General features: G+C 59.8%; 16 protein-coding genes and 2 tRNA genes. All 18 read left to right on the top strand.

The annotated features are described in order from the left end of the window. Positions 1-81: 81 nt before the first annotated feature. The 18 genes from rlmE to DA373_RS01155 all read left to right on the top strand — a co-directional run bounded on the left by rlmE (position 82) and on the right by DA373_RS01155 (position 18,103). Positions 82-711, top strand: coding sequence for a 23S rRNA (uridine(2552)-2'-O)-methyltransferase RlmE (gene rlmE, locus DA373_RS01240; protein WP_107850532.1), 630 nt, complete (start codon positions 82-84; stop codon positions 709-711). Positions 712-755: 44 nt separating this feature from the next. Next, a complete protein-coding gene (ftsH, locus tag DA373_RS01235; protein WP_107850531.1) occupies positions 756-2,702 on the top strand; it encodes an ATP-dependent zinc metalloprotease FtsH in 1,947 nt (648 codons plus the stop codon). A 67-nt stretch (positions 2,703-2,769) separates the two neighbouring features. Further along, the gene (gene folP, locus DA373_RS01230; RefSeq protein WP_107850530.1) at positions 2,770-3,612 is read left to right on the top strand and encodes a dihydropteroate synthase; all 843 of its coding nucleotides are present in this window, start codon (positions 2,770-2,772) and stop codon (positions 3,610-3,612) included. Next, positions 3,609-4,937 (top strand): phosphoglucosamine mutase, encoded by a 1,329-nt coding sequence (gene glmM / locus DA373_RS01225; RefSeq protein WP_107850529.1) that lies wholly within the window; start codon positions 3,609-3,611, stop codon positions 4,935-4,937. Before folP ends, glmM begins: the two co-directional genes overlap by 4 nt. 289 nt (positions 4,938-5,226) lie before the next feature. Then, positions 5,227-5,562 carry a preprotein translocase subunit SecG gene (gene secG / locus DA373_RS01220; RefSeq protein WP_107850528.1) on the top strand — a complete coding sequence of 112 codons (336 nt, stop codon included), beginning with the start codon at positions 5,227-5,229 and terminating at the stop codon, positions 5,560-5,562. A gap of 6 nt (positions 5,563-5,568) precedes the next feature. Then, positions 5,569-5,655 (top strand) — tRNA-Leu (locus DA373_RS01215). Positions 5,656-5,713: 58 nt separating this feature from the next. Continuing rightward, positions 5,714-5,790 (top strand) — tRNA-Met (locus tag DA373_RS01210). Positions 5,791-5,969: 179 nt separating this feature from the next. Further along, positions 5,970-6,428 carry a ribosome maturation factor RimP gene (rimP, locus tag DA373_RS01205; RefSeq protein WP_107850527.1) on the top strand — a complete coding sequence of 153 codons (459 nt, stop codon included), beginning with the start codon at positions 5,970-5,972 and terminating at the stop codon, positions 6,426-6,428. A gap of 14 nt (positions 6,429-6,442) precedes the next feature. Then, positions 6,443-7,945: a transcription termination factor NusA gene (gene nusA / locus DA373_RS01200; RefSeq protein ID WP_107850526.1), complete on the top strand. Its 1,503-nt coding sequence runs from the start codon at positions 6,443-6,445 to the stop codon at positions 7,943-7,945. Positions 7,946-7,964: 19 nt separating this feature from the next. After that, entirely contained in the window at positions 7,965-10,676 is a 2,712-nt protein-coding gene (gene infB, locus DA373_RS01195) for a translation initiation factor IF-2 (protein WP_107850525.1), read from the top strand. Between the two features lie 73 nt (positions 10,677-10,749). Continuing rightward, positions 10,750-11,154, top strand: coding sequence for a 30S ribosome-binding factor RbfA (rbfA, locus tag DA373_RS01190; RefSeq protein ID WP_107850524.1), 405 nt, complete (start codon positions 10,750-10,752; stop codon positions 11,152-11,154). 1 nt (position 11,155) lies between these two features. Then, complete coding sequence (truB, locus tag DA373_RS01185; protein ID WP_107850523.1) at positions 11,156-12,091, top strand: tRNA pseudouridine(55) synthase TruB; 936 nt, start codon at positions 11,156-11,158, stop codon at positions 12,089-12,091. 112 nt (positions 12,092-12,203) lie between these two features. Further along, the gene (gene rpsO, locus DA373_RS01180; RefSeq protein ID WP_094200563.1) at positions 12,204-12,473 is read left to right on the top strand and encodes a 30S ribosomal protein S15; all 270 of its coding nucleotides are present in this window, start codon (positions 12,204-12,206) and stop codon (positions 12,471-12,473) included. 207 nt (positions 12,474-12,680) lie between these two features. Next, positions 12,681-14,831 (top strand): polyribonucleotide nucleotidyltransferase, encoded by a 2,151-nt coding sequence (gene pnp, locus DA373_RS01175; protein ID WP_107850522.1) that lies wholly within the window; start codon positions 12,681-12,683, stop codon positions 14,829-14,831. 173 nt (positions 14,832-15,004) lie between these two features. Further along, positions 15,005-15,640 carry a pyridoxamine 5'-phosphate oxidase gene (gene pdxH, locus DA373_RS01170; protein WP_107850521.1) on the top strand — a complete coding sequence of 212 codons (636 nt, stop codon included), beginning with the start codon at positions 15,005-15,007 and terminating at the stop codon, positions 15,638-15,640. 27 nt (positions 15,641-15,667) lie between these two features. Next, the gene (locus DA373_RS01165) at positions 15,668-16,162 is read left to right on the top strand and encodes a GNAT family N-acetyltransferase (RefSeq protein ID WP_107850520.1); all 495 of its coding nucleotides are present in this window, start codon (positions 15,668-15,670) and stop codon (positions 16,160-16,162) included. Between the two features lie 100 nt (positions 16,163-16,262). Beyond that, entirely contained in the window at positions 16,263-17,405 is a 1,143-nt protein-coding gene (locus tag DA373_RS01160) for a ribosomal protein uL16 3-hydroxylase (RefSeq protein WP_107850519.1), read from the top strand. Between the two features lie 5 nt (positions 17,406-17,410). Further along, on the top strand, positions 17,411-18,103 hold the full coding sequence (locus tag DA373_RS01155) for a tRNA/rRNA methyltransferase (RefSeq protein ID WP_198650200.1): 693 nt from the start codon (positions 17,411-17,413) through the stop codon (positions 18,101-18,103). The last annotated feature ends 86 nt before the right edge of the window (positions 18,104-18,189 follow it).

The following is an 18,189-nucleotide window of genomic DNA, read 5'->3' as shown; positions in this document are numbered from 1 at the left end:
AAATGCTTCGGTTAATCAGGTTGAAAGGGGAGCATTGTACCCCCATCTAGGCACTAATGGTAATAGCAGAGCGACAAATTAATGGGCAAAAAGAAACGTTCGGCCAGCTCAACCCGCTGGCTGAAAGAGCACTTTGACGACAAATATGTACAACAGGCACAAAAAAAGGGCCTGCGCTCGCGTGCCGTATTCAAGCTGGAAGAGCTGCAGGGCCGCGACCGGCTGCTGCGCGCCGGCATGACGGTGGTGGATCTGGGGGCCGCCCCGGGCGGCTGGAGCCAGTATGCCACCGAGCAGGTAGGCCAGAGCGGCAAGGTGATCGCCTGCGACATTCTGCCCATGGACCCCATCGCCGGCGTTGACTTTCTGCAGGGCGACTTTCGTGAAGAGGCGGTGCTGGGAGCCCTGCTGGAGCGGGTAGGGGACGACAAGGTGGATGTGCTGCTGTCGGACATGGCGCCGAACATGAGTGGTACCCCCGAGGTGGATCAGCCCAGAGCCATGTATCTGGTGGAGCTGGCGCTGGATATGTGCAAGCAGGTACTGGCCCCCAGAGGCAGTTTTGTGGTGAAAGTCTTCCAGGGGGCCGGATTTGATGAATTTCTTGCCGATGTGCGCCGGTCTTTTGCTACGGTCAAGGTAAGAAAACCCGACTCCTCGCGGCCCCGATCCCGAGAAGTCTACATTGTGGCTACAGGTTTTAAACTGTAGTACCCTGTTTCAGTCATAAACTGTCAGCCGGTGAGGTTAGTAATTTGAGTGACATGGCGAAAAATTTGATCCTGTGGTTGGTCATTGCCGTGGTGTTGATGTCAGTATTCCAGAGCTTCAGCCCAGGTGAACCGTCCGGCCGCCAGACGGATTATTCCACTTTTGTACAGGAAGTGGCTCAGGGCCAGATCCGTGAAGTGCGTATGGACGGCCAGACCATCAATGGCGTCAAGCGCAGCGGTGACCGTTTTACCACCATCATGCCTTCCGAAGACCCTCAGCTGCTTAACGACCTGCTCAACAATAATGTGCGGGTAGTGGGTGAGAAGCCGGAAGAGCCCAGCCTGCTGACCTCCATCTTTATTTCCTGGTTCCCCATGCTGCTGTTGATCGGCGTCTGGGTATTCTTTATGCGCCAGATGCAAGGTGGTGGCGGCAAGGGGGCCATGACTTTCGGCAAAAGCAAGGCTCGGCTGATGGGCGAAGACCAGGTGAAAACCACCTTTGCCGATGTGGCCGGCTGTGATGAAGCCAAGGAAGATGTAAAGGAGCTGGTGGATTACCTGCGTGATCCCAGCCGCTTCCAGAAGCTGGGTGGCCGCATTCCTACCGGTATTCTGCTGGTGGGTCCGCCGGGTACCGGTAAAACCCTGCTGGCCAAGGCCATTGCGGGTGAAGCCAAGGTGCCCTTCTTTACCATTTCCGGCTCCGACTTTGTGGAAATGTTTGTGGGCGTGGGTGCATCCCGGGTGCGCGATATGTTCGAGCAGGCCAAAAAATCGGCCCCTTGCATCGTGTTTATCGATGAAATCGACGCCGTCGGTCGCCAGCGTGGTGCCGGTCTGGGTGGCGGTCACGATGAACGCGAGCAGACCCTGAACCAGATGCTGGTGGAAATGGACGGCTTTGAAGGCAATGAAGGCGTTATCGTGATCGCCGCCACCAACCGTCCCGACGTACTCGACCCTGCGCTGCTGCGTCCGGGCCGGTTCGACCGTCAGGTCGTGGTGGGTCTGCCCGATGTGCGTGGCCGTGAGCAGATCCTCAAGGTGCATATGCGTCGCGTGCCTCTTGGTGATGATGTTGAGCCTTCGCTGATCGCCCGGGGTACCCCCGGTTTCAGTGGTGCCGATCTGGCCAACCTGGTCAACGAGGCCGCCCTGTTTGCTGCCCGTGGCGGCCGTCGTCTGGTATCGATGGAAGAGTTCGAAAAGGCCAAGGACAAGATCATGATGGGCGCCGAGCGCCGCTCCATGGTGATGTCCGAGTCCGAGAAGGAGATGACCGCCTACCACGAAGCCGGCCATGCCATCGTCGGCCGCATCGTGCCCGAGCACGATCCCGTGTACAAGGTGTCCATCATTCCCCGTGGCCGAGCCCTGGGTGTGACCATGTACCTGCCCGAGCAGGATCGCTTCAGCTACAGCAAGCAGCATCTGGAGTCGATGATTTCCAGCCTGTATGGCGGCCGTCTGGCGGAAGAAATCATCTATGGCTTTGACAAGGTGACCACGGGGGCCTCCAACGACATCGAGCGGGCCACCGAAATCGCCCACAAGATGGTGACCCAGTGGGGCCTGTCCGAGAAAATGGGACCCCTGCTGTATGCGGAAGAAGAGGGCGAAGTGTTCCTGGGCCGTACTGCGGCCAAGAGCAAGCACATGTCTGATGAAACCGCCAAGCTGATCGACGCCGAAGTCAAGCAGGTCATCGAGCGCAACTTCAACCGGGCCAAGCAGATCCTGAACGATAATCTCGACATTCTGCATGCCATGAAAGACGCGCTGATGAAGTACGAGACCATCGACGCCCGCCAGATCGACGATCTGATGGCGCGCCGGGAGGTCCGTCCGCCTGCCGACTGGAAGGACGAGCACGGCAACAAGCCCCAGGGGCCGGCCGCCGGCACCGGTGACAAGCAGGACGAGAGCGAAGACAAAAAAGCGTCTTCACCCGATCTGAACAAGCCCGGTGACGCCACCAGCAACTGAGTTTTGTGATAAATTAAGCCCCGGTCATGTCTACCGGGGCTTTTTTGTTTTCAGGGATTACCCGTTTATGTTGTTATCTTCTTCATCCAGAACGCTGGATCTCTCCACACCACAGGTGATGGGGGTGCTCAATATCACTCCCGACTCTTTTTCCGATGGCGGCCGTTTTCACGGTCAGGACGCTGCCCTGCGCCATGCTCTGCAAATGGTGGCCGACGGTGCCACCATTATTGATGTGGGCGGTGAGTCCACCCGGCCCGGCGCCGATGAGGTGGCCGAGCGGCAGGAGCTGGAGCGGGTTGTGCCCGTAATCGAGCGGTTGCGCACCGAGCTGGACTGCTGGATTTCCGTGGATACCAGCAAGGCGACTGTGATGGCCGAGGCGGTGAAAGCCGGCGCCGATCTGATTAACGACATTCGTGCCCTGCGCGAGCCGGACGCCTTGAAGGTGGCCGCCGCCAGCGGTGCCGCCGTGTGCCTGATGCACATGCAGGGCCAGCCCCGCACCATGCAGCAGGCGCCGGATTATGACGATGTGGTCGCTGATGTTGCCCGCTTTCTTGAAGAGCGGCTGGATGCCTGCGAGGCGGCGGGCATTGCCCGCGAACGCATCTGCCTGGATCCGGGTTACGGTTTTGGCAAATCCCTGGAGCATAATTACGAGCTGCTGGGCCGTATCGGTGAGCTGCATCGCCTGGGGTTGCCATTGCTGGCAGGCATGTCGCGCAAGTCCATGATTGGCCAGCTGCTGGATCGCGAAGTGAACGAGCGCCTTGCCGGTACCCTGGCGGCCCATCTGTTTGCAGTGGCGCAAGGCGCACAAATTGTACGGGTGCACGATGTAAAGGAAATGGTCGATGCCCTGCGCGTATGGCGCAAGGCGGCCCACTATCAGGAACACATTTCATGAGCAGAAAATATTTTGGTACCGACGGGGTCCGCGGCCGCGTCGGTGAATATCCCATTACCCCCGAATTTGTAATGAAGCTGGGCTGGGCGGCCGGCAAGGTGCTGTCACAAACCGGCACCAAAAAGGTGCTGATCGGCAAGGACACCCGTATTTCCGGCTATATGCTGGAGTCGGCGCTGGAGGCGGGGCTGTCCGCCGCCGGTCTGCAGGCCGCCCTGCTCGGCCCCATGCCGACCCCGGCCATCGCCTACCTGACCCGCACCTTCAGGGCCGAGGCAGGGATTGTGATCAGCGCGTCACACAACCCCTATTATGACAATGGCATCAAGTTTTTCTCTCACGACGGCACCAAGCTGCCCGACGAGGTGGAGCTGGCCATTGAAGCCATGCTGGATCAGCCCATGGACTGCGTGCCGTCGGATCAGCTGGGCAAGGCCAGCCGTATCAATGATGCCGCCGGCCGCTATATCGAATTCTGCAAGAGCACCTTTCCGTCGGGTCTGCATCTGGACGGCCTGACCATAGTGCTGGACTGTGCTCACGGCGCCACCTATCACATCGCGCCGGCGGTATTTGAAGAGCTGGGCGCCAAAGTTATTCGTACCGGTGTGCAGCCCAACGGTCTCAACATCAACGACGGCGTCGGCTCCACCGCGCCGGCGGCACTGCAGGCGGCGGTGCGGGAGCACGGCGCCGATCTGGGCATCGCCTTTGACGGTGACGGCGATCGCCTGGCCATGGTGGATCATACTGGGGCCCTGCTCGACGGCGACGAGCTGCTTTATATCATCGCCCGGGACACCCAGCAGCGGGGCAAGCTCGAAGGAGGCGTGGTCGGCACCCTGATGAGCAATATGGCGCTGGAGCTGGCGCTGGCCGCGCTGGATATTCCCTTCAAACGCGCCAAAGTAGGGGACCGCTATGTGATGGAGTTGCTCAAGGAGCACGGCTGGAAACTGGGCGGCGAAAATTCCGGCCATATCATCAGCCTGGATCACAACAGCACCGGGGACGGCATAGTGGCGGCGCTGCAGGTGCTGCGTGCCCTGTTAAATCAGGGGGGCAGCCTGGCCGAACTGCGCCGCGACCTGACCCTGTTCCCTCAGGTACTGGTCAATGTGCGCTTTGCCACCGGTACCGACCCGCTGGCCGATGAAGAAGTACAGCAGCGGGTGGCCGCCGCCGAAACCGAGCTGGCCGGCAACGGCCGGGTATTACTGAGAAAGTCGGGCACCGAGCCGCTGATCCGGGTGATGGTGGAAGGTGCCGACGAGTCCCAGGTGCGCCGCCTGGCCGAGCATATCGCCGAAGCCATACCGGCCTGACCGGCTTCGCCGGAGCTTTAAGCTCGAAGCTGGAAGCTATAAGTTGCCCGAAGTATTAAGATATTCAGTTGCCAGTATGTACTCAAACACAACACCGGGTGGCTTACAGCTGACAGCTTACGGCTTAAAGCTAAGAAAACGGTTGTTGAATCATCGCTTTGCCGTCTTTTTATGCATTCAGACGGTTTTTTTTAAATTACGCTTGTAACCCGCAGGGGGTGTCGTTAGTATTAGCCCCGCTCCCAAGGCAGACCGCCACGGGAAGCAAGCGCCAACCAAAGGTAGCAAAATGTACGAGATTCTTTTGGTGGTGTACCTGCTTATTGCGCTGGCCCTGATTGGCCTGGTGCTGATACAGCAAGGAAAGGGCGCAGATATGGGCGCCTCCTTCGGAGCGGGTGCATCCAATACGGTATTTGGATCCAGCGGTTCAGGGAATTTCCTGACCAAAACGACCACACTGTTGGCGGCTGGATTCTTTGTAGTGAGCCTGGTGCTGGGTAACCTCTCTACCCACAGCACCAAGCAGAGCAGCGAGTGGGAAGACCTTTCGGCTCCCGAAGTGGTTGAAGCTCCTGTTCAGGGTGACGTGCCGGTGACCAACGGCAGCGACGTACCCAATTAAAGTTTTGCCGAGGTGGTGGAATTGGTAGACACGCTATCTTGAGGGGGTAGTGCCCGTATGGGCGTGCGGGTTCAAGTCCCGCTCTCGGCACCAATTTATAGACAAGTTGAGAAAAATGCTCGATTTGGCTATAATCTCGCACGATTTCGGACGCGGGGTGGAGCAGCCTGGTAGCTCGTCGGGCTCATAACCCGAAGGTCGTCGGTTCAAATCCGGCCCCCGCAACCAATTTCACGTTCATCGTCTGCTCACGATGAATGGTCGCTGCGAGGCGACAATCAGGGTCCTGGTGAATAGCCCCGATTTGAATATCGGGGCTTTTTGTTATCTGGACTTTTGCATTGGCGTAGCCAGTGCGTATTTAAACTGGGCTGCGAGCCCTTTTTTTGTTTTTGAAGGGGGTAGCTTTGGCTACATTGGAACAACGATTGACCGAGATGCTCAGCGAGCCGGTAGCGGCATTGGGCTTTGAACTGCTGGGGCTGGAGTTCGTTCGTGCCGGCCGTCACTCAACCCTGCGACTGTATATCGATCATGCAAACGGCATCGATGTGAACGATTGCGCCGAAGTCAGCCGGCAGGTCAGTGCCGTGTTGGATGTGGAAGATCCCATTTCCACTGAGTATGATCTGGAAGTCTCATCCCCGGGGCTCGCACGACCTCTGTTCAAACCGGCCCATTACCAGGCCATTATCGGCCAGGAAGCGGAGCTGGCGCTGCGCATGGCCGTGAACAATCGCCGCAAACTCAAGGGCATTGTGGTGTCTGCCGACGACACCATGGTTCGCCTGGAGGTGAATGGCCAGGAATTTCCCGTGGCCTACGCCAACATTCAAAAAGCAAATCTGGTTCCGAACTTTGACTGACGAGGCCATCGGACATGAATAAAGAAATATTGCTGGTTGTAGACGCCGTTTCCAACGAAAAGGCGGTGCCTCGCGAAAAAATTTTTGAGGCGCTGGAAACCGCGCTGGCCACGGCCACCAAGAAAAAATACGAAGGCGACATCGACGTGCGGGTTGCTATCGACCGCAAGAGCGGCGACTTCGATACTTTCCGCCGCTGGCAGGTGGTGGAAAATCAGGAAGTCCTGACCAACCCTTACCGGGAAATTACCCTGGAAGCGGCGCAGATCGACGACCCGGAAATTGAGGTGGGTGGTTATGTGGAAGATCAGATTGAATCTGTCGTCTTTGATCGCATCACCACCCAGACCGCCAAACAGGTGATCGTGCAGAAGGTGCGCGAAGCCGAGCGCATGCAGGTGGTGGAGCAGTTCCAGGATCAGGAAGGCGAGATCATTACCGGTGTGGTGAAAAAGGCCACCCGCGACAACGTCATTCTGGATCTGGGCAACAACGCCGAAGCGGTGATCTTCCGTGAAGATCTGCTGCCCCGCGAGTCGTTCCGCTCCGGTGACCGGGTGCGTGGTCTGCTCTATGCGGTGCGCCCCGAAGCCCGTGGCGCCCAGCTGTTTGTCAGCCGCTCCAATCCGGAGTTTCTGAAAGAGCTGTTCCGCATTGAAGTGCCGGAAATCGGTGAAGAAATCATCGAAATCATGGCCGCCGCCCGGGATCCGGGCAGCCGCGCCAAGATTGCGGTCAAGACCAATGACCGCCGCATCGATCCCATCGGCGCCTGTGTGGGCATGCGTGGCGCCCGGGTGCAGGCGGTATCCGGCGAGCTCGGTGGCGAGCGGGTGGATATCGTGCTGTGGGACGACAACCCCGCCCAGTTTGTGATCAACGCCATGGCCCCGGCCGATGTCGCCTCCATTATCGTGGACGAAGACGCCCACGCCATGGACATTGCCGTGGAAGCGGGCAATCTGGCCCAGGCCATCGGCCGTAACGGTCAGAACGTGCGTCTGGCTTCCCAGCTCACCGGCTGGGAGCTGAACGTGATGACGGTGGAAGATCTGCAGCAGAAGCATCAGGCTGAAAACGACAAGATTATCAGCCTGTTTGTGGACAATCTGGACATAGACGACGACTTTGCCGCTCTGCTGATGGGCGAAGGCTTCTCCACCCTGGAAGAAATCGCCTATGTACCGGTCAGCGAGCTGCTGAGCGTGGAAGGGCTGGACGAGGAAACCGTCGAAGAGCTGCGTAACCGGGCCAAGGATGCCCTGACCACCAGGGCACTGGCCCAGGAAGAGTCTTTTGAAGGGGTAGAGCCGGCAGAAGATCTGCTGGGGCTGCCCGGAATGACCCGCGAGCTGGCCTATCAGCTGGCCGCCCGCGGTGTTGCGGATCTGGAAGAGCTGGCAGAGCAGGGCATCGACGACCTGGAAGGCATTGAAGGTCTTGATGAAGCCCAGGCGGGTGAACTCATCATGGCTGCCCGTAACATCTGCTGGTTCGGAGAGCAGAACCAGGAATAAGATCATCGGAGGTAAATGAATGGCAGAAGTATCATTGACGCAACTTGCCAGTGACATCGACACGCCGGTTGATCGTCTGATCCAGCAGTTTCGTGAAGCGGGCATGGAGAAATCCGGCAACGACACCGTTTCTGAAACTGAAAAGGCCGCCCTGCTTGCTCATCTGAAAAAGCAGCATGGCGCCAATGACGATAAAGAACCCAAACGGATGACCCTGCAGCGCAAAACCATCAGCACCCTGAGTGTTCAGGGCGCCGGCGGCAAGAACAAGGCGGTGCAGGTAGAGGTGCGCAAAAAGCGCACCTACGTAAGACGCGACACGCTGGAAGAACAGCAGCGTGAAGCGGAAGAAAAGGCGCGCCAGGAAGCTGAAGAGCAGGCGCGTCGCGAGGCCGAAGAACGGGCCCAACGAGAAGCAGCCGAACAAGCCAAGCGTGAAGCGGAAGAGCAAGCCAAGCGCGAAGCGGAAGAAAAAGCCAAGCGTGAAGCGGAAGAACAAGCCCGTCAGGCTCAGCTGCAGGCTCAGAAAAACACCGAGCAGGGGGCTGCCAAGCCTCAAAGCAAAGAGCAGAAAAAGGCGGATGACATGGCCAAGCGCGAAGCAGAAAACCTGAAGAAACAGCGCGAAGAGGAAGCTCTGCGCAAAGCCGAGCTGGAAGCCCAGAAAAAGGCGGAAGAAGTGCGCCGGCTGGCGGAAGAAAACGAGAAGCGCTGGGCCGAAGAAGCGGCCAAAAAGCCGGAAGACGCCGACTATCACGTCACGACCAACCAGCACGCCCGGGCTGCGGAAGACGAAGCCGATCAGAGCGAGGAGCAGAAAGCCCGTCGCACCGGTGGCAAGAAGCGCAAGGGTGGCAAGTCGAAGGAAGATCGTGAAGACCGCGAAAGCCGCAACGAGCGTCAGCGCAAGGGCAAGCGCGCCAAGGTGATGACGCCCAAGTCCATGAAGCACGGCTTCCAGAAGCCGGCCCAGCCGGTGAGCCGCGAAGTGGAAATCGGCGAGACCATCAGCGTGGCCGAGCTGGCCAACCGCATGGCGGTCAAGGGCACCGAAGTCATCAAGGCGATGATGAAGATGGGCGCCATGGTGACCATCAACCAGGTGATCGACCAGGAAACCGCCCAGCTGGTGGCCGAGGAAATGGGCCACAAGGTGGTGCTGCGTCGTGAAAACGAGCTGGAAGAGCGGGTACTGTCCGATCGTGACACTGACGCCGAGCGCAAGTCTCGCGCACCGGTAGTGACCATCATGGGTCACGTTGACCACGGCAAGACCTCCACCCTGGACTACATTCGTCGTACCAAGGTGGCCTCAGGTGAAGCTGGTGGCATTACCCAGCATATCGGTGCCTATCACGTAGAAACCGACAATGGCATGATCACCTTCCTGGATACTCCGGGACACGCGGCCTTTACCTCCATGCGGGCCCGTGGTGCCAAGGCCACCGATATCGTGGTACTGGTGGTGGCCGCCGATGACGGTGTGATGCCCCAGACCATTGAAGCCATTCAGCACGCCAAGGCGGCGGAAGTACCGCTGATCGTGGCCGTGAACAAGATGGACAAGCCGGAAGCGGATCCGGATCGGGTCAAGAGCGAACTGGCTCAGCACGGCGTGATGTCGGAAGACTGGGGCGGCGAGAACATCTTCGTTCATATCTCCGCCAAGGCCGGTACCGGTATCGACGAGTTGCTGGAAGCCATTCTGCTGCAGGCCGAAGTACTGGAGCTGAGTGCGGTCTACGACGCCATGGCCTCCGGCGTGGTGATCGAGTCCCGCCTCGACAAGGGCCGTGGCCCCGTGGCCACCGTGCTGGTACAGGACGGTACCCTCAATCAGGGTGACATCGTGCTGTGCGGCCTGGAATACGGCCGGGTACGCGCCATGAAGGACGAGCTGGGCCGCGAAGTGAAATCCGCCGGTCCGTCCATTCCGGTGGAGATCCTGGGTCTGTCCGGTGTACCCACTGCCGGTGACGAAGCCACAGTGGTACGGGACGAGAAGAAGGCCCGGGAAGTGGCGCTGTACCGTCAGGGCAAGTTCCGCGAAGTCAAGCTGGCCCGCCAGCAGAAGGCCAAGCTGGAAAACATGTTCGCCAACATGAGCGAAGGCGAAGTGGCCGAGGTCAACCTGGTGCTGAAGGCGGACGTACAGGGCTCCATCGAGGCGATCTCCGACTCGCTGATGAAGCTGTCCACCGACGAAGTGAAGGTGAAGATCGTGGGCTCCGGCGTGGGTGGTATCACCGAGACCGACGCCAGCCTGGCAGCCGCGTCCAACGCCATCATTCTGGGCTTCAACGTGCGTGCCGACGCCTCTGCCCGCAAGATGATCGAGGCGGAAGACATCGACCTGCGCTACTACAGTGTGATCTATGAGCTGCTGGACGAAGTGAAGCAGGCCATGACCGGCATGCTGGCGCCCGAGTTCAAGCAGGAGATCATCGGTCTGGCTCAGGTGCGTGACGTGTTCCGTTCGCCCAAGTTCGGCGCCATCGCCGGCTGTATGGTCACCGAAGGTGTGGTCAAGCGCAGCAACCCGATTCGCGTACTGCGCGACAACGTGGTGATTTACGAAGGCGAGCTGGAGTCCCTGCGTCGCTTCAAGGATGACGTTCAGGAAGTGCGTAACGGCATGGAATGCGGCATCGGCGTGAAGAACTACAATGACGTGCGCGTGGGCGACCAGATCGAGGTATATCAGATTGTGGAAGTACAGCGCACCCTGTAAGGTGGCCGTTAACCACGTCTGAACACAGTAATCAACGGGGGCCACTGGGCCCCCTTTGTCTTGGAAAAAAGCAATGGCCAGAGAATTCAGCCGTACCCGCCGGGTAGCGCAGGAACTGCAAAAAGAGATTGCCGTTATCCTGCAGCGGGAAATCAAAGACGACCGTCTGGGCATGGTCACCGTTTCCGGAGTGGAAGTGTCCCGGGACCTCAACTACGCCAAGGTGTTTGTGACCTTTCTCGACAACGATGCCGAGCGGGTAGAGCAGGGCATGGAAGTACTGAAGGAAGCCAGCGGTTACATTCGCAGCCTGGTGGCCAAGGCCATGCGCCTGCGGGTCACCCCGGAGCTACGTTTCTCCTACGATCAGAGCCTGGTGGAAGGCATGCGCATTTCCACCCTGGTGTCGAGCACAGTGGCCGAAGACAAGCGCCGCAGCACCGGCCGCGACGACGAAGACGAGAAGGAGCAGGACTGAGATGGGCCGTCAGCGACGTTTTCGCGGCCGTGAGGTAGACGGCATTCTGTTGCTCGACAAGCCGGCGGGCATCACTTCCAACGATGCTCTGCAGCAGGTCAAGCGCATCTACGCCGCCGCCAAGGCCGGCCACACCGGGGCATTGGATCCGCTGGCCACCGGCATGCTGCCGATCTGCCTGGGTGAAGCCACCAAGTTTTCCCAGTTCCTGCTCGACGCCGACAAGCGCTACCGGGTGGTGGCTAAACTGGGTGAGCGTACCGACACCAGCGACGCCGACGGCGAAGTGGTGGAAACCCGCCCGGTGAACGTGTCTGCCGGCGAGCTGATTGAAGCCCTGGATCATTTCCGCGGCGACATTGAGCAGATTCCGTCCATGTACTCGGCGCTCAAGTACCAGGGCAAGCCCCTGTACCAGTACGCCCGGGAAGGCATTGAAGTGCCCCGGGAAGCTCGGCCCATCACGGTGTTTGAGCTCAAGCTCATTCGCTTTGAAGGAGACGAGGTGGAGCTGGAAGTGCACTGCAGCAAGGGCACCTACATTCGCACTATAGTGGACGATCTGGGCGAGCGCCTGGGTTGCGGCGCCCACGTCACCGTGCTGCGCCGGCTGGCGGTGGCCGGTTACCCGGCGGATCGCATGCTGACCCTGGAGCAGCTGCAGTGCATTCTCGACAACTGCAAGGCCAATGATATCTCGCCCCGGCTGGAGCTGGATCCGCTGCTGCTGCCCATGGACACGGCGGTGCAGAGCCTGCCCGAGGTGAACCTGTCCGAGCTGGTGGCGGGTTACCTGCTGCACGGCCAGGCGGTGCAGGTGTCGGGCGCGCCCCTTGAAGGCTTTGTGCGCATGACGGTAGGCGAAGACCGCCGTTTTGTCGGCGTCGGTGAAATCGACGACGACGGCAAGGTGGCGCCGCGCCGTCTGGTGCGTTAATTAGCACGCATTTCAGGTTGCCAAGTGCGGCGTTGCTGGTAGAATGCCGTGCTTCCTTCCGGCTGAATTAGTGATCGGCTGGAATTCATTCATGTTATTTGGAGTAGACACAATGTCACTAAATGCTGAAACCAAAGCCCAGATCGTTGCCGAATTCGCCCGTGGCGAAGGCGACACCGGCTCTCCCGAAGTGCAGGTAGCTCTGCTGAGCGCCCAGATCAACCACCTGCAGGGCCACTTCAAGCAGCACATCCACGATCACCACAGCCGCCGCGGCCTGCTGCGCATGGTATCCCAGCGTCGTAACCTGCTGGACTACCTGAAGCGCAAAGACGTAGAGCGCTACCGTGCCCTGATCGAAAAGCTGGGCCTGCGTCGTTAATCGACTCCAAAGCCTTGTTAAAAAGGGAGCCTCGGCTCCCTTTTTTCTTGCCTGTTTTTAATGGGGAGGGGTGAGGGGGAAGGGGCCTTTATTTTACCTCACCCCTCACCCCTCACGCTTTTATTCCCGCCATTCTGTCCTTTAAACAGGAATCAAGTATACTGTGCCGGCGTATTAAAGAATCAAACAGTTAAAGGAATCTACCACGTGAATCCTATCGTAAAGACCTTCCAGTACGGTCAGCATACCGTCACCCTTGAAACCGGCGTGATTGCCCGCCAGGCCACCGCCGCCGTGATGGCCAGCATCGACGATACGTCCGTGCTGGTGAGTGTGGTTGGCAAGCGCGAAGCCGACGAAAGCCGCGACTTCTTTCCGCTGACCGTGAACTACCAGGAGCGGGCCTACGCCGCCGGTCGTATTCCCGGCAGCTTCTTCAAGCGTGAAGGCCGTCCTACCGAAGGCGAAACACTGACCGCGCGTCTGATCGACCGCCCCATTCGTCCGCTGTTTCCCGAAGGATTCAAAAACGAAGTTCAGGTCATTGCCACTGTGATGTCCGCCAACCCGGAAATCGCCCCGGACATCATCTCCATGCTGGGCACCTCTGCGGCCCTGGCCATTTCCGGCATTCCCTTTGCCGGCCCCATCGGTGCCGCCCGTGTGGGTTACATGAACGGTGAATATGTACTGAACCCCAGCATCACCGAGCTGAAGGAAAGCCAGCTGGATCTGGTGGTGGCCGGTACCGCCGGTGCCGTACTGATGGTGGAATCCGAAGCCTCCGTGCTGCCCGAAGACGTGATGCTGGGCGCCGTGATGTACGGCCACGAGCAGATGCAGGCCGCCATTACCGCCATCAACGAGCTGGCCGCCGAAGTGGGCACTCAGCCCTGGGACTGGCAGCCCAAGACCGAAAACGAAGCCCTCAAGGCCAAGGTGGCCGAGCTGGCTTCCGCCGAGCTGGGCGAAGCCTACCGCATCACCGACAAGACCGCCCGCCGCGATGCCATTTCCGATATCAAGGCCCGGGTTCAGGCCGCCGTGCTGGAGCAGTCCCCGGAAGCGGAAATCAAGGAAATTCAGGAGCTGCTGGGCAAGCTGGAAAAAACCATCGTGCGTGGCCGTGTGGTCCGCGGTGAGCCCCGCATCGACGGCCGTGAGCCCGACATGATCCGCGCCCTGAACGTGGCCACCGGCCTGCTGCCCCGTGCCCACGGCTCTTCCCTGTTTACCCGGGGCGAGACCCAGGCGCTGGTGGCCGCGACCCTGGGCACCGAGCGTGACGCCCAGCTGATTGACGAGCTCACCGGCGAGCGTGCCAACCGCTTTATGCTGCACTACAACTTCCCTCCCTACTGCGTGGGTGAGACCGGCATGGTCGGCAGCCCCAAGCGCCGGGAAATCGGTCACGGCCGTCTGGCCAAGCGCGGCGTGGCTGCTGTCATGCCGAGCGCGGAAGAATTCCCCTATACCGTGCGTGTGGTATCCGAGATCACCGAATCCAACGGCTCTTCTTCCATGGCCTCCGTGTGTGGCACCTCCCTGGCCCTGATGGACGCCGGTGTGCCCATCAAGGCGTCCGTGGCCGGTATCGCCATGGGTCTGGTGAAGGAAGAAGAAGGCTTTGTGGTGCTGTCCGACATTCTGGGTGACGAAGATCACCTGGGCGACATGGACTTCAAGGTAGCCGGTACCAACGAGGGTGTGACCGCCCTGCAGATGGACATCAAGATCGAAGGCATCACCAAAGAGATCATGGAAGTGGCCCTGAAACAGGCCCGCAACGCCCGCCTGCATATTCTGAAGGTGATGGACGAGGCCCTGCAGGCGCCCCGTGCCGATATTTCCGACTTTGCCCCGCGCATTCACACCATCAAGATCAACCCCGAGAAGATCCGTGACGTGATCGGCAAGGGTGGCGCCACCATTCGTGCCCTGACCGAAGAAACCGGCACCACCATCGAGCTGGATGACGACGGCACCGTGAAAATCGCCGCCGTGGACGGTGAAGCCGCCAAGGCCGCCATTCGTCGTATCGAGCAGCTGACCGCAGAAGTGGAAAGCGGCACCATCTACGAAGGTCAGGTGGTGCGTCTGGCCGACTTTGGTGCTTTCGTCAACATTCTGCCCGGCAAGGACGGTCTGGTGCACATCTCCCAGATCACCGAAGAGCGGGTGAAGAATGTATCCGATCACCTGAAAGTGGGTGATACCGTCAAGGTCAAGGTGCTGGAAGTGGACCGTCAGGGCCGTATCCGCCTGTCCATCAAGGAAGCCAACAAGCCGGAAGAAGCCGAAGCGCCCGCCGCCGAGGCCGCTGTTGCCGAAGAAACCAAGACCGACAGCGCCGAATAAGCCACTCGGTTAACGCAAAAGCCGGAGAATCTTCTCCGGCTTTTTTGTTTTAACTCCTCACTCTTTACCCCTCATTCCTTACGTCTTCCTCTTCACGTCTCAACAACAACACTTGCCAAGCCAGGGCCGGCTTTGCACAATGAAGCCACTTTCAGCCGACGGAAACAACACACATGGAGCTGGCGGATTACCGACGGGAATATCTGCAGGGCGGCCTGCGCCGTAACGACCTGCCCGACACCCCCCTTGCCTTGTTTGAAACCTGGATGCAGCAGGCCATTGCCGCTGGGCTGCCCGATCCCACCGCCATGGTGGTGGCCACGGTCGACGAGCAGGGACAGCCTTATCAGCGCATTGTGCTGCTCAAGCAGGTGGATGAGCAGGGCTTTGTCTTTTACACCAACATGGGCAGCCGCAAGGCCGCGCATCTCAATCATAATCCCCGCATCAGCCTGCTGTTTCCCTGGCACCCGCTGGAGCGTCAGGTGCATGTCACCGGCCGGGTCGAAAAACTTTCCGCCACCGAGGTGATGAAGTATTTTTCCAGCCGTCCCAAGGACAGCCAGATTGGCGCCTGGGTATCAAAACAGTCGTCACGTATTTCAGCCCGGGGCCTGCTTGAAGCCAAGTTTCTGGAAATGAAGCAGAAGTTCGCCAGCGGTGAGGTGCCCTTACCCAGCTTCTGGGGTGGTTTCCGCGTGAAGTTCGAGTCGGTGGAGTTCTGGCAGGGCGGCGCCAACCGGCTGCACGATCGCTTTATGTACCAACGCGAGAATGACGGCTGGACCATTTCCCGCCTGGCCCCCTGAGTTGCCAACGCGAGCCGGGAGGCAAGCATGCTGATCTGCAGAACCGAGCGTCCCGGTGACGGCGACGATATCGACGAGGTGGTATACGCGGCCTTTGGCCGCCCCGATGAGGCCGATCTGGTACTGGCCCTGCGTGAGCAGGGGGCCATCAGCGTCAGCCAGGTGGCGGAATACGAAGGGGCGGTGATTGGTCACCTGGCCATGAGTCCGGTGCTGATCAACGGCGAAGACATCGGCTGGCTGGGACTGGCGCCGGTGAGTGTGTGGCCCGACTGCCAGAACCAGGGCGTGGGCTCGGAAATGATCCGCGAAGCCATTCAGGCCGCCAGCGACTTTGACTGGGCCGGCATAGTGGTGCTGGGCAACCCGGCCTATTACCGGCGCTTTGGCTTTCGCCCGGCGCGGGAAATAGGGCTGACCTGCCCTTATCCCGATGCCGGCGACGCCTTTATGGCGCTGGCGCTGAAGCCGCCGGCCCCCACCGGCCTGGTGACCTACCACCCGGCCTTTGACTCGCTCTGAGCGAAAGGTGCGAGATAGCTTATACCTATGATTATGCCCGCACCGCGGGCATAATAAGCCGCTATTCTTGAAGCATTATTGCCCCCGTTGCGAGTTTTTCATGCACAGCCCTCTTAAACTGGATATCGACCATTTTCTGGCCCACGACTGGCAGCGCCGGCCGCGTCTGTTCAAGGCCGCCCTGCCGGACTTTGACGATCCCCTGAGCCCCGACGAGCTGGCCGGTCTGGCCCTTGAACCCCATATCGAATCCCGCCGGGTATGGCGCGAGCAGGACCGCTGGCAGGCGGAAACCGGGCCGTTCGAGTCATACGATCACCTGGGCGAACGCGACTGGACCCTGCTGGTGCAGGCGGTCAACCAGTGGCACCCCGGGGTGCAGGATCTGGCCGAGCTGTTCCGCTTTATTCCCGGCTGGCGCTTTGACGACGTCATGGTGAGCTTTTCCACTCCGGGGGGCGGTGTGGGCCCCCATATTGATCAGTATGGTGTCTTTATTCTTCAGGGCGCCGGCAGCCGTCGCTGGCGGGTAGGGGAGCGTCAGAGCCTGCGCGAATTCGCCGCCCACGGCGCCCTGCGCCACTGCGACGACTTTGAGGCGGTGATCGATGAAGTATTGCAGCCCGGCGACATGATTTACATTCCCCCCGGCTGCCCTCACGAGGGGTATGCCGAAACCCCGGCGCTGAACTATTCCATCGGCTTTCGCGCTCCCGACGCCAAGGACCTGTTCTCCAGCTTTGCCGATCACCTGCTGGCCCATGTGGATACTACCCGGCGTTTTGACGATGCCGGCATGAGCGCCGCCAGCGCCCATGGCCGTCTCGATCACAGTGTGATGACCCAGGTGAAAGCCCTGATGCACGAGCTGCTGGACGACGACGCCCGCCTTAACGACTGGTTTGGCGAAATGATCTCGGAAGCCAAGCATGACCTGGATCTGGAACCCGCCGAGCCGGTGTACAGCCTGGAAGAGCTGGTGCTGCGGCTGGATCACGGTGACCACCTCTACCGCCTGGGCGGTGTGCGCTGTTTCTACCATGAAGGCAGCGCAGACGTGTTTTACCTGGACGGTGATCGCTACCAGCTGGCAGAAGCCGATGCCGACGCCATCGCCCTGCTGTGTGATCAAAACCGTATCTGCGGCCCGGAAGTGGCCTGCCTGAAAGACCCGCGCAACCTGCTGGACTGCCTGCTGCCGCTGGTGAATCAGGGCTACTGGTATTTTGAGGAAGACGAGTAATGTCCGTGCAGCTGTATTTCATACTGGAGTCACCGGCCCGTCCGGAAAATGTCGGCGCCGCGGCCCGTGCCATGAAAACCATGGGCTTTGAGCGCATGCGGGTGATCAACAGCCGGGTGCACGAGCAGGAGCAGGCCCAGTGGGTGGCCCACGGCGCCCAGGAGATACTGGCGCAGGCCGAGCATTTCTCCACTCTGGCCGAGGGGCTGGCCGACATGGATCTGGTGATCGCCACCACTGCCCGCCGGCGTGGCCGCTACCAGCACTATGCCACCCCCAAGGAAGCCATTGCCCAGGTCAACAACAAGGCGGTACAGCGGGTGGCGGTGCTGTTTGGCTGCGAGGAGTCGGGGCTGAGCAACGAGCATCTGGCCCAGGCCGATATCATCAGCTATCTGCCGCTCAAGGTGGGCTATCCGTCCCTCAATCTGGGCCAGGCGATCATGCTCTATGCCTGGGAATTCAGTCAGGGGCTGGCGCCCGAAGGTGAACAAAAAAACGACGTTCAGCAAGAAAACGCTCAGCTTCGCGTGTTACAGCAAAAAACAGAACAATTACTGGATTCAATTGGGGTTTCACAGCAGGAAAAACTGGCTGAATGGGTAAAGGACAAGTTGCCTGTGCTGGCGCAGCGGGATCTGAACCTGCTGCACCTGCTCTGCAAGGACCTTGAGCGGGCCCTCAAATCCCGGGAGTGAAGTTGACAAGCCACCGGCCCCGGGTTATTGCTATGCCAATCGTTGTTACAGGTTTTACGTCATGCTGCAGTTTACCCGCACCACCA

This window comes from Oceanimonas marisflavi, assembly GCF_003049725.1.
GTDB classification, from domain to species: Bacteria; Pseudomonadota; Gammaproteobacteria; order Enterobacterales; family Aeromonadaceae; genus Oceanimonas; species Oceanimonas marisflavi.
Note: the sequence above shows the minus strand (reverse complement) of the source record. Positions and strands in the feature narration are given on the sequence as shown.

Coding starts and splice junctions, on each gene's coding strand:
- rlmE (WP_107850532.1), top strand. CDS start 82: ATGGGCAAAAAGAAACGTTCGGCCAGCTCAACCCGCTGGCTGAAAGAG.
- folP (WP_107850530.1), top strand. CDS start 2,770: ATGTTGTTATCTTCTTCATCCAGAACGCTGGATCTCTCCACACCACAG.
- glmM (WP_107850529.1), top strand. CDS start 3,609: ATGAGCAGAAAATATTTTGGTACCGACGGGGTCCGCGGCCGCGTCGGT.
- secG (WP_107850528.1), top strand. CDS start 5,227: ATGTACGAGATTCTTTTGGTGGTGTACCTGCTTATTGCGCTGGCCCTG.
- nusA (WP_107850526.1), top strand. CDS start 6,443: ATGAATAAAGAAATATTGCTGGTTGTAGACGCCGTTTCCAACGAAAAG.
- infB (WP_107850525.1), top strand. CDS start 7,965: ATGGCAGAAGTATCATTGACGCAACTTGCCAGTGACATCGACACGCCG.
- rbfA (WP_107850524.1), top strand. CDS start 10,750: ATGGCCAGAGAATTCAGCCGTACCCGCCGGGTAGCGCAGGAACTGCAA.
- truB (WP_107850523.1), top strand. CDS start 11,156: ATGGGCCGTCAGCGACGTTTTCGCGGCCGTGAGGTAGACGGCATTCTG.
- rpsO (WP_094200563.1), top strand. CDS start 12,204: ATGTCACTAAATGCTGAAACCAAAGCCCAGATCGTTGCCGAATTCGCC.
- pdxH (WP_107850521.1), top strand. CDS start 15,005: ATGGAGCTGGCGGATTACCGACGGGAATATCTGCAGGGCGGCCTGCGC.
- DA373_RS01165 (WP_107850520.1), top strand. CDS start 15,668: ATGCTGATCTGCAGAACCGAGCGTCCCGGTGACGGCGACGATATCGAC.
- DA373_RS01160 (WP_107850519.1), top strand. CDS start 16,263: ATGCACAGCCCTCTTAAACTGGATATCGACCATTTTCTGGCCCACGAC.